This window comes from Streptomyces sp. NPDC048639, assembly GCF_043199075.1.
Lineage (GTDB): Bacteria > Actinomycetota > Actinomycetes > Streptomycetales > Streptomycetaceae > Streptomyces.
This window is the reverse complement of sequence record NZ_JBICVP010000006.1, coordinates 579,288-590,419: the sequence shown is the minus strand read 5'-3', so window position 1 is coordinate 590,419 and position 11,132 is coordinate 579,288. Positions and strand designations below refer to the sequence as shown.

General features: G+C 70.5%; 9 protein-coding genes and 1 rRNA gene. 3 read left to right on the top strand and 7 right to left on the bottom strand.

Features of this window, described 5'->3' with window-relative positions:
* Nucleotides 1–92, top strand: a 5S ribosomal RNA gene (gene rrf / locus ACGFNH_RS19895); the annotation flags it as partial.
* A 72-nt stretch (nucleotides 93–164) separates the two neighbouring features.
* Here rrf and ACGFNH_RS19890 read toward each other — a convergent pair.
* Complete coding sequence (locus tag ACGFNH_RS19890) at nucleotides 165–1,166, bottom strand: hydroxyacid dehydrogenase (RefSeq protein ID WP_393655378.1); 1,002 nt, start codon at nucleotides 1,164–1,166, stop codon at nucleotides 165–167.
* Between the two features lie 203 nt (nucleotides 1,167–1,369).
* On the opposite strand from ACGFNH_RS19890, the gene ACGFNH_RS19885 reads away from it, so the two are divergent.
* Nucleotides 1,370–1,939 (top strand): GNAT family N-acetyltransferase, encoded by a 570-nt coding sequence (locus ACGFNH_RS19885; protein WP_393655376.1) that lies wholly within the window; start codon nucleotides 1,370–1,372, stop codon nucleotides 1,937–1,939.
* 20 nt (nucleotides 1,940–1,959) lie between these two features.
* Here ACGFNH_RS19885 and ACGFNH_RS19880 read toward each other — a convergent pair whose 3' ends face one another.
* The 6 genes from ACGFNH_RS19880 to ACGFNH_RS19855 all read right to left on the bottom strand — a co-directional run bounded on the left by ACGFNH_RS19880 (nucleotide 1,960) and on the right by ACGFNH_RS19855 (nucleotide 9,559).
* Entirely contained in the window at nucleotides 1,960–3,765 is a 1,806-nt protein-coding gene (locus tag ACGFNH_RS19880) for a hypothetical protein (protein ID WP_393655374.1), read from the bottom strand.
* Between the two features lie 4 nt (nucleotides 3,766–3,769).
* Nucleotides 3,770–5,200 carry an ATP-binding protein gene (locus ACGFNH_RS19875; protein WP_393655372.1) on the bottom strand — a complete coding sequence of 477 codons (1,431 nt, stop codon included), beginning with the start codon at nucleotides 5,198–5,200 and terminating at the stop codon, nucleotides 3,770–3,772.
* A 33-nt stretch (nucleotides 5,201–5,233) separates the two neighbouring features.
* Nucleotides 5,234–6,781 carry an SCO6880 family protein gene (locus tag ACGFNH_RS19870; protein WP_393655370.1) on the bottom strand — a complete coding sequence of 516 codons (1,548 nt, stop codon included), beginning with the start codon at nucleotides 6,779–6,781 and terminating at the stop codon, nucleotides 5,234–5,236.
* The gene (locus ACGFNH_RS19865; protein WP_393655368.1) at nucleotides 6,778–8,094 is read right to left on the bottom strand and encodes a hypothetical protein; all 1,317 of its coding nucleotides are present in this window, start codon (nucleotides 8,092–8,094) and stop codon (nucleotides 6,778–6,780) included. Before ACGFNH_RS19865 ends, ACGFNH_RS19870 begins: the two co-directional genes overlap by 4 nt.
* Complete coding sequence (locus ACGFNH_RS19860; protein ID WP_393655366.1) at nucleotides 8,084–8,941, bottom strand: hypothetical protein; 858 nt, start codon at nucleotides 8,939–8,941, stop codon at nucleotides 8,084–8,086. Before ACGFNH_RS19860 ends, ACGFNH_RS19865 begins: the two co-directional genes overlap by 11 nt.
* A gap of 309 nt (nucleotides 8,942–9,250) precedes the next feature.
* Nucleotides 9,251–9,559: a hypothetical protein gene (locus ACGFNH_RS19855; RefSeq protein ID WP_393655446.1), complete on the bottom strand. Its 309-nt coding sequence runs from the start codon at nucleotides 9,557–9,559 to the stop codon at nucleotides 9,251–9,253.
* A 399-nt stretch (nucleotides 9,560–9,958) separates the two neighbouring features.
* Here ACGFNH_RS19855 and ACGFNH_RS19850 point away from each other — a divergent pair, with 399 nt between their 5' ends.
* A complete protein-coding gene (locus ACGFNH_RS19850) occupies nucleotides 9,959–10,960 on the top strand; it encodes an NlpC/P60 family protein (RefSeq protein ID WP_393655364.1) in 1,002 nt (333 codons plus the stop codon).
* Nucleotides 10,961–11,132 lie beyond the last annotated feature (172 nt).

The window sequence follows — 11,132 nt, the reverse complement described above, 5'->3', positions numbered from 1 at the left end:
CGCCCGGTTACATTTCGAACCCGGAAGCTAAGCCTTTCAGCGCCGATGGTACTGCAGGGGGGACCCTGTGGGAGAGTAGGACACCGCCGAACAATTTTTAGCCTCAACCCCTGGGTCCAGCCCGGGGGTTGAGGCATTTCTGCGTTCAGGACCCTTTTCCTCGCCTATGCGATGCGCGACAAGTCCGCCGCCGTGACCAGACCGTGGAGCGGCTCGCCTCGTACGAAGCGTTCGGTCTCGGTGATCGCGTAGGCGCCCAGCCGCCGCACCTCGCTGCCCTGGGCACCCGCGATGTGCGGGGTGACCAGGACATTGCGGAGGCCGAGCAGGGGGTGACCCGGCGGAAGTGGCTCGGGATCTGTCACGTCCAGGCAGGCGTTGAGGCGTCCCGTGGCGCATTCGCGGGTCAGCGCGTCCGTGTCGATGAGGGTTCCGCGTGCGGTATTGACGACCGTGGCGCCGTCGGGGAGGAAGGCCAGATGTGTGGCGTCCAATAGGTGTCGGGTTTCCGGGAGTTGGGGGGCGTGCACGCTGACGATGCTGCTGCGGCGGCACAGTTGGTCCAGGGGCACCAGCTCCGTGCCGAGACCCGCGGCCTGTGCCGCGGTGAGGAACGGGTCGGTCAGCAGCAGCTCGTATCCGGCGTCGGAGGCGGTGAGGCCGGTGATGACGCGGCGGCCGATACGGGAGGCGCCGATGATGCCGACGGTACGGCCGTCGGCGCCCTCGCGTTCGGTGAACTCCGGCCACCCTTCGACGTAGTGGGCGGCGGTCGGGAGGGCCTGCTTGGCGGCCAGGGCGATGGTGGCGCATGTGAAGTCGGCGACCGGGCCGGCGTTGGCGTCGGCTGCCGAGGAGACGGTGATGCCGCGCTCCCAGACCGTCGGCGGGACGTGGCCCTTCACCGAGCCCGCGGCGTGGATCACGGCGCGTAGGCGAGGTGCCGCGGCGAGGACGTCGTCGGTCAATGGCGGGCAGCCCCAGCCGGTGAGGAGAACGTCCGTTTCCGTGAGGATCGCGGCAGCGCTGCGGGCCTCCTGCCCGGCCGGGTGCGAGGTGAGGGCCGTCAGCCGGGCCGGGGCGAGGTCGGGAACCAGATCGACGGTCCGGGCCAGGCGCTCCCTGAGGTCGGGCGGGAGCACCGCGATCGCGCATTCCGGCGACATACAGATGACTGCACTCAGGCGGCCGCTCACGTCGACCCCTCCCCTCCCGGGGCTCCCGGGCGACTCGTCGAACGCATGGACAGCGATTCCCGAAACGGCAGGACCCTAGAATCCCGTCTTTCCGAGGTCAACACCGTCTCCCGCTCCGTACGAACCGCAGGGCACGGTGCGCGTCCCGGCGCCACGGGTGCGAGCATCGAGACATGGGGTACGAGATACGGACGGTCCGCGCCGAGGACTGGGCCGAGCTGAGAGTGCTGCGGCTCGCGGCCCTGGCCGATCCGGCGGCGCGCGTCGCGTTCGTCGACAGCTACGAGATGAGCAGCGCCCAGTCCGACGACTTCTGGCGCGTCCGGGCGACGCCCATCGCCGAGGGCGGAGCGGCCACGAACGTCATCGCGGCGGACGAGCATGGCACGTGGGTCGCGATGCTCGCCCTGCTCGACGAGACGGGCGTTCCGGTGTCGTCGCCTCTTGTCGCCGGGGGAACCGGTGAGGACGGGGCCGGTGGGCAGCCGCAGATGCATGTGGTGAGCGTGTACGTACGCCCCGAGCACCGCGGGACGGGGGCGGCCGAGCAGTTGCTGCGTACGGCCATCGTGTGGACGTGGGAGAACTCCAAGGCCGAGCGCATCCGGCTCTGGGTGCACGGCGACAATCCCCGTGCAGAGGCCTTCTACCGGCGGATCGGCTTCGTGAGGACCGGTGGGACGATGGCGTTCCCTCCGGTACCGGAGGAGACCGAGTACGAGATGGCGCTTCAGCGGCCCTGAGCCCGGCCGTATGCGACGCGCTATCCCCCGGGGGCGAGGGTGCGGTGCGGCCAGCGTGCCCGCGCCTGCTCCTCGGAGCGCAGCAGCGCGAGCGAGGGCATGCCCTGGGCCGCGCCTTCGGCCAGCAGGTCCGGGAGTTGGGGGAAGGGGGCGACGGCGGCGATGTCGTCGAGGACGAGCGTGAGTGGTGGGTCGAGCCGACCGGCGGATGACCGTGCGGCCATGCGGCGGCCGTGCTCGACCACGCTCGAGACGAGTGCGGTCGGCAGAGCCATCGCACCCGGGCGGGTTCGCGGATCCTCGATCGCTTCCCCTACCACGTAGAGCGTTCCCCCTTCGGCGATGAAAGATTCCAGCGCCAGGGAGTCCGCTCGGGTCGGATTGCAGGCGTCCCGGATGTGGATCGAGGACAGGGCGGAGAGGGCCCGTGCGGTCAACTGCTGGGCGGCCTCGCGGCGTTCGGGATAGGCGGTGAGGGTGGCCTCCAGCTCGCCGGCCGTGCCCGAGGTGGCCTGGGGGTGCGTACGCAGGATGCGTACGGCGTCCTGCGCGGCGCTGCCGGACGCCCAGCGGTGCACCTGGCGGAAGGCCCGGCCGTCGACCGCCGCGGCGTGCAGGCAGCAGCGCAGCAGCGTCTCCGCGGCATCCGCCATGGCCGAGTCGAGGCTGTTCAGGGGGCGTACGGGGGCGAGAAGGGCGGCCGCACGGGAGGCGGCGGTGTCGCGGGACTCGCAGCCGGCGGACGGCGACCAGCGCAGGCGGGCGGGGGTGTCGAGCAGATGGCTGGGGTCGTAGAGGTGTACGGGCCCGAGCTTGGCGCGAGTGTCCTTGGTCTCGGCCCAGACGGTGGGGTCGGATGTCGTGACCAGGACGGGGCCCTCCGCGGACCGGATCGCGCCCAGGGCGAGCTCCCTGCGGGAGGCGGGGTCGGGCCCGGTGAAGTGGACGCCGGTGAGGGCGCGTTGGCCGGGCACGGTCGGGCCGGAGGCAACGGGCGCGGAGGCAACGGGCGCGGCAACGGGCGCGGAGGCGGTGGACGCGGAGGCAACGGGCGCGGAGGCGGTGGACGCGGCGGACGGTGGGACGCTCTCCGCCGTTTGTGTCGGCGTGGGGACGAATCCGGCGACGGACTGCGGCTGTTGGGGCCCGGCGGTCCCGTTCGGTGCGGCGGATTCCGTAAGCCCGGCCGGGAGCGGTTGAGCGGCCTCGACCGGCTGAGCGGCACCGGCCGCGGTGGACGGGCTGGGGGCGGCGGGGACCGCAGCGCCCGCCGGATCCACCGCTGGGCGGGCGGTCGCCGTGGCGGTGTCCGACGGCGGTGCGTAGGCGGCCGGTGTGTAGGCGGCCCCCACCGGTCGCCGCGGATCGTACGCCCCCGCACCACCGTCCGCGGCGGCGGCGCGCTGATCCGCAGCCACTCCCGCCGCGGCCTTCCCGCTCGCTGCCGCCCTGCGGACCGCACGCCACCGCGCCACGGTCCCTATGACGAAGATCGCGAGGACGAGCAGCACCATCAGTTCGCCGAGGAAGAACCCCCAGAACAGCCCGTAGCCCGAGAGCTGGTCCGCCGGGGTCCCCGGCCAGGCGGCCGCCAAGTCATGCGGCTGAGCGGCCAGTTCGCGCATGGCCATCGGCGTGCGCGCGAAGTGGACGCCGTGGGGCCAGGAGCCGTGGGCGAGCAGGCCGGAGATCCCCGTCGCCGTCCAGACGAGGACGGTCAGGCCGAGAAGGAAGGCCAGGACGCCGACGAGGAGGCCGTCCGGGATGCCGCCTTCGCGCTCGGTCCCGCCCGGGCCTCCGCGTCCCTGCGCTCCGCGTACCGTCATCGCTTCACGCCACCGTGGACTCGTCCGCGTAGCGCCGCCGTTTCTCCGTGGCCCGCGCCGCACGCTCCTCGGCTTCGGCCTCGGCGGCGCGATCGACGGCCAGGGCCTCGTCGTTCGTCATCGGGTCGTGCTCCCCGGCCTCGGTCATCGCCCGGTCGGTGTAGACAAGGGGTCGCTCGGCCTCGGTGATCAGGTGCTTCACCACTTGGACGTTGCCGTTGACGTCCCAGACCGCGATGCCCGGGGTGAGCGTGGGGATGATCTCCACGGCCCAGCGGGGCAGGCCGAGCACCCGGCCCGTCGCTCTCGCCTCGTCGGCCTTCTGCGCGTAAATGGTGCGTGTCGAAGCCATCTTGAGGATCGCCGCGGCTTCCTTCGCCGCCGCGCCGTCCACGACGTCCGAGAGGTGGTGGACGACCGCCACGAACGACAGGCCCAGCCGGCGCCCGAACTTCAGCAGCCGCTGGAAGAGCTGGGCGACGAACGGCGAGTTGATGATGTGCCAGGCCTCTTCCACCAGGAAGATCCGCTTCTTGCGGTCCGGCCGGATCCAGGTGTGCTCCAGCCAGACGCCCACGATCGCCATCAGGATGGGCATCGCGATCGAGTTGCGGTCGATGTGGGAGAGGTCGAAGACGATGAGCGGGGCGTCCAGATCGATGCCGACCGTCGTCGGCCCGTCGAACATGCCGCGCAGGTCACCGTCGACCAAGCGGTCCAGCACGAGCGCGACATCCAGACCCCAGGCACGTACGTCGTCCAGGTCGACGTTCATCGCGACGGCCGACTCGGGCTCGGGGTGGCGCAGCTGCTCGACGATGTCGGTGAGGACCGGCTGCCGGTCGGTGATGGCCTCGTTGACGTAGGCGTGGGCGACCTTGAGCGCGAAGCCGGAGCGTTCGTCGAGGCCGTGGCCGAGCGCCACCTCGATGATTGTGCGGAGCAGAGCGAGCTGGCCGGTGGTGGTGATGGAGGGGTCCAGCGGGTTGAGCCGGATCCCGCCGTCCATGGCGGCCACCGGGTCGAGCCGGATCGGCGTGATGCCGAGCTCCTGGGCGATGAGGTTCCACTCGCCGACGCCGTCCTCGCCCTGGGCGTCGAGGACGACAACCTGCCGGTCGCGGAAGCGCAGTTGGCGCAGGACGTAGGTCTTCTCGAGCGCCGACTTGCCGTTGCCGGACTCGCCCAGGACGAGCCAGTGCGGGGCCGGGAGCTGCTGTCCGTAGAGCTGGAAGGGGTCGTAGATGTAGCCCTTGCCGCTGTAGACCTCGCGGCCGATGATGACGCCGGAATCGCCGAGGCCGGGTGCGGCGGTGGGCAGATAGACGGCTTGCGCCTGGCCCGTGGACGTACGGACCGGGAGCCGGGTGGTCTCCACCTTCCCGAAGAGGAAGCTGGTGAACGCCTCGGTGACGGCGGTCAGCGGATCAGGCACTGCGGGACTCCTACCCGTCGAAGAACCGTCGGACTACCGTCGGATGCCGGTGGCGAAGGGGAGCGTGTTCACGAAGGCCCGGTGGTGCTCGCGGTCGCACCACTCCAGCTTGAGATACGACTTGCCCGCCGAGGCGCGGATGGTGCGCTTGTCGCGGGCCAGAGCCTCCGGCGTACGCGATGACACCGTGATGTAGCCGACGATGTTCACGCCGGCCGCGCCGCTCGCCAGGTCCTCGCCGCGCTGGTCCAGCCGCCCGTGGTGGGCGATGTCGCGCGGGTCGACGGTGCGGTTCATCTTGGCGGCGCGGCTGGCCTCGGCCTCGTCGTTGGTCTTCTCCGTCAGCATGCGCTCGATGGCGACCTCGGTGGGCTCCAGGTCCATGCAGACGGCGACCGTACGGATCACGTCGGGGGTGTGGACGAGCAGCGGGGCGAGGAAGTTGACGCCGACCGGTGTCAGCGGCCACTCCTTCACCCAGGCCGTGGCATGGCACCAGGGGGCGCGCGAGCTGGACTCACGGGTCTTGGCCTGGAGGTACGTCGGCTCCATGGCGTCGAGTTCGGCGGGCCAGGCGTTGCGCTGGGTCATCGCCTGGATGTGGTCGATGGGGTGGTCCGGGTCGTACATCGAGTGGACCAGGGAGGCGAGCCGGCCATGGCCGAGCGGCTGGCGGACCCGGATGTCGGCCTCGGTCAACCGGGCGCAGATGTCGGTCAGTTCGCGGGCCATGACGACGGCGAGTCCGGCGTCCCTGTCGAGCTTGCCGCCGCCGTGGCGGGACGCGCGGGCCATGGCGTGGGCCTCGGCGGCCAGTTCGCGCGTGTAGTGCATACAGGCGACGAGATAGGCGCGGTGCTGCTCGGAGGAGGTGGACACCATCGACTGGAGCTGGTCGTACGAGTCCTGGAGCCAGCCCGGTGCCCGGCTGTCGCCGCGCCGCTCGACGTCCTTGGCGTGGGCGTCGGGGTCGGCGGGGAGCGTACGGGCCAGCATCTGAAGCCGCGTCACAAAGCCGTCGCCGTTGGCCACATGCTTGAGCAGCGTGCCGAACCGGTCGACCAGCGCCTCCTGGTCCTCGCTGTCCCGCAGCCCGACGCCGGGGCCCTCGATCTCGATCGCGGCGGTGACCGTACGGCGGTCGGCGTGCAGCAGGACCGCGATCTCGTCCGGGCCGAACGGCGCGGACAGCCAGGAGATCCGGCCGATTCCGGGCGGCGGGCCGACCTCGACCTCACGTCCGTCGATGCGCGTGCCCGCCTCGGGCGCGGCGGAGCGGTAGGCGGCGCGGGTCTTGACGGTCCGCTTGAAGGAGCGGTTGATCTCGAACCACTTGAAGAACGTACGGCCCTTGTACGGCACGTAGACGGCGGCCAGCGCGATCATCGGGAAGCCCGCGAGCGAGGCGATGCGCAGGGGCAGGAGAGGGATCAGCAGCCCGCACATCATGCCGATGAACGCGCCCACGATGATCAGCGCGATCTCCCCGGTCTCCCGGTTCTTCCCGATGATCGCGTTCGGGCGGGCCCGGCCGATCAGATACGTGCGGCGGGGCGCGATCGGGTGGGACTGGGTGCTCAACGCCCGTCACCTCCGGGGCGGTTGTCGGTCCGCGTCCGGGAGGTCGTACGCGGTGCGGGCGTGGCGCCCGCGTGGCCCCCGCCGGTCCGGGGAGCGGCGGCCGGGCCCCGGCTGCTGTGCGCGGCCACACCACCGGAGACCGAGTTGGCGGGCTGGGGGGCGGAGCGGGACGCGCCGTCGTCCCCGCCGCCGGAACCGCGGGTGCTGTGCGTCTTGATGCCCTGCTTGACGAGCGCCGCCGGCGAGGAGATGACGGCGGCCGCCGCGGAACCGTCGGTGGCGGCCTTGCGGTTGCTGCGCGCGCTCGCGACCTCGTCGCCGAAGCCGGGGACGAAGCGGTAGATCATGGCGCTGGCGAAGATGGCCAGCAGGATGATGGCGAGGCCGGAGACGACGGCGGAGAAGGAGTCCGGGCCGTTCTCGGACGAGGAGAGCGCCCCGGCGATGCCGAGCACGATGATGATGACCGGCTTCACCAGGATCACGGCGATCATGATCCCGGCCCAGCGGCGTACATGGCCCCACATGTTCTTGTCGACCAGGCCCGCGTAGACGACCGTGCCGAGCAGCGCACCGACGTACAGCAGTGCCGCCCGGATGACCAGTTCGAGCCACAGCACGCCGGCGGCGAGGATGGAGACGAGGCTGACGACGATCAGCATGATCGGTCCGCCGCCGATGTTCTCGCCCTTCTTCAGGGCTTCGGAGAACGAGCCGAAGAAGGCGTCGGTGTCGGAGCCGGTGCCCGCCGCGATCACTACCGTGATGCTGTCGGTCGCGGAGACGACCGTGTAGAGGATCAGCGGCGTGAAGGCGGAGGCGAGGACGGTCAGCCAGAGGAACCCGACGGCCTCGGTGACGGCCTCGGTGAACGGCACCCCGCGGATGGCGCGCTTGGCGACGGCGAGCAGCCAGAGGAGCAGGGTGAGGATGGTGGAGGCGGCGAAGACGACGGCGTACTGGCGGAGGAAGGCGGCGTTGGTGAAGTCGATGTTCGCGGTGGACTCGACGGCCTTCGACAGCTTTCCGACGATCCAGGCGGCGGCGTCGGCGCAGCCGCGGGCGAGGGAGGAGAGGGGGTCGAGGGGGTTGTTGTCGGCGACGTTCCCGGGGCTGCGGGAGGCACCGTCGCCGCGCTCGCAGTAGTCCTTGGCCGGACCGATCAGCAGGTCGCACGGATCGTTGCTCGCGCTCGGAGACGGCGTCGGCGTGGGTGCGGCGAAAGCACGTGAGGCCATGGCGAACAGGGCGCCCTGCACAGTAGCCACAACCGCCAGACGTGAGGCGATGGGGCGACGCGGGCTACCGGGCATAGGTGAAGCCTCCGTACTCCTCGACCGCCTTGGAGATGTCTTCGGCACTGGACGCTGCGACGTCGCCCTGGACAGGCGCAGGGCCGTTCTTCTGCGCGTCAGCGCCGACCTTCCAGTCCTCACCGCTCCATCGCAGTTCGAAGGTCCAGGTTTTCCAGTCTGTGCGAACGGGGTCCGTGGAGCCCTCACCAGCCATGCCGATCAGGCCGGTGTACCAGACGGCGACCTTGGCTTTGTCTCCCTCGAACGACTCGACTGTTGTGCCCACAGGAATGGTTCGTGAGATGAACGTCTTGCCTTCCGGCGGATTCCCGTCAGCATCCAAACCGAGCTTGTCGAGGAAGTCGGCGGAGTACGCACGATCCTGAAGGTCTTTCAGCTTCGTTGCCGCGTCCGGGGCGTAGATGGTGTCAATGATCTCGTGACGCGACTCTGCGTTGAACATCCCGTCCCCCCCCAGCGCCACCGCGTAGTTCGCCGCCGCGCTCTCGGCGCCCTGTTCCGTCTTCGGGAAGCCGGACGCGATGCCCGCGTCCGAGCCCGACACCGGCTTCTCGCCCGTCGGGGCCGTCGGCCGGGCCTTGGCGCCGTCGCCCCCGGAGCCCGAGCCCGAGTCGCCGCCGTCGCTGCCGCCGCGGTTGGCGAAGGCGATGGCCGCGATCAGCAGGACCACCACGCCCACGATCGTGATCATGCTTCTCGACGGGCGGCCCGCCCCGCGCGCCCGTCTCGTCGCGCCGTACGGACCGTCAGCCGCCCCTTCCGGTAGGCGGGTGCGCGTCCCCCTGCCCGCGTCCCGGACCTCGCCCGGGTAGTCGTGGGCGTAGTCGTCGTCGCCGGGACTCATGCCGCGGACGCCCCCTCGCAGTGGCTGGTGTACGACGCGTCGTCATACGACGGTAGCCGTACGGATGCCCGCGTGGGTCGGGTGTGGTGACTCGTCAGGTGACTCGACATCAAAGGGACGCAACCTCAGCCGGTGGGCGCGACGGACAGGTGGTGGCAGATGTGACAACCGGGTGCCGGGCGGTCGTGCGGGACGGGCCGCGCGGCTCGTACGGGGGGATGCCCTCCGCCCGTACGAGCCTCCCGTCCACGGAGCCGGGGAGCCCGGAAGTGGGGGAGTTCGGGAGCGGGAAGCAGTAAGTTCAGGTCGCTAGACGGCCATCCCGTAGACGATGGTGAACAGCGTGCCGAGCGAGCCGATGATGAAGACGCCGGTCAGGCCCGCGACGATGAGGCCCTTGCCCTGCTCCGCGCTGAAGGTGTCGCGCAGTGCCGTGGCCCCGATGCGCTGCTTGGCAGCGCCCCAGATCGCGATCGCCAGGCAGAGCAGGATCGCGATCGCCATGACGACCTCGACCATGACCCGTGCTTCGCTGCCCAGGCTCCCGAACGGCCCCCAGTCCGGGGCGATGCCGCCGATGATGGTGTTGATGTCGCCCTTTTCGGCTGCCAGGAACATGCTCAAACTCACCGCCCCTATTGGGTAGTTGTACGTACCCCTGCCGCACGGCACGGGCCAGGCTCTATCATCGCCGACGATGCCGCCCTCGCATGTCGACTTGGCGTCAAATTTTGGCGGATCCCGTGCGTGTGCGCGGCTGCGCCCCCTGGGCGGGGGTTTCCGTTGTCGGGAGGCGGCCGTATTGTCACTCTGTGTATCACGGAGCGTGACATTCAGCAATGACGCTTGGATCCGGAGGCATGCGGAAGCCGTCGATGCCGCAGGAGCCCGATCCACGGGTGACGGGCGTTCAGGATGGGCGCACAGGAGTCGTCTCGGCCTCCGTGGCCGCTCCGATTCGGACAAACACAGGGGCAGTGCGCGACCAACGCGGGCCGGATGGGGGAGGGTTGAGGGGTGCGGAAATTCTGGGTGGCCTCGGGTGTCGGCATCGGGCTGTGCATGTCCTTCGTCGCGCTCCTCGTCGTGGGCACCTACACCGCCGCCGCGAGCCTCGGTGGCGCGGGCCGGTCGGCCGGCCTGGCGAAGGGTGCGGTCCCGGCCGCGTACCAGCCGCTCGTGCAGAAGTGGGGCAATCTCTGTCCCGCCATCAGCCCGGCACTTCTGGCCGCGCAGCTCTATCAGGAGAGTGGCTGGAATCCGCGGGCGCAGAGCCATGCGGCGGCGCAGGGGATCGCGCAGTTCATCCCCGGCACCTGGGCCACGCACGGTGTCGACGGCGACGGTGACGGCGACCGTGACGTCTGGGACCCGGCCGACGCCATCCCGTCGGCGGCGTCGTACGACTGCGAGCTCGCGAAGTACGTGAAGGACGTGCCGGGGGACCGGACGGCCAACATGCTGGCGGCCTACAACGCCGGCGCGTACCGGGTGATCCGTGCGGGCGGCGTCCCCGCCATCCGCGAGACGCAGAACTACGTCAAGATCATCACGACGCTCTCCAAGAGCTTCGAGGCGCCGGTCGGCAAGGTTCCCGCTTCGCGCCAGGCCGCAGGAGCCATCTACTACGCGCAGAAGAAGCTGGGCACGCCGTATCTGTGGGGCGGCGACGGCACGTCCGCCGACGGCGGCCGCTTCGACTGCTCGGGCCTGACGAAGGCGGCGTACGCCTCGGTGGGCATCGAGCTGCCGCGCGTGGCCAACGACCAGTACAACGCCGGGTCCCACCCGGACCGGGACGAGCTGATGCCGGGTGACCTGGTCTTCTTCTCGGACGACTTGACCGACTCACGGGCGATCCGGCACGTCGGCCTCTATGTCGGCGGCGGCTACATGATCAACGCGCCGTACACCGGTGCCGTGATCCGCTTCGACAAGATCGATACGCCGGACTACTTCGGGGCGACCCGGGTCACCGAGGACGGTGCGAAGGCACTGCCCACGGCCAACGCCGGGTGAAGCTCTGGTGGTGGCTTGCCCGGCCGCCGCGGATTCGGTGACGATGCTGGGACTCAGCGCGAACGGGCGCCTCTGAACTGCGGCGACGTATCACTCTTGGATAACGTCGTGGTGATCGTTCGATGGAGAGCGGAACGCCGCCCGAGGCGCTGTCGTTCCCTGGACGGGAATG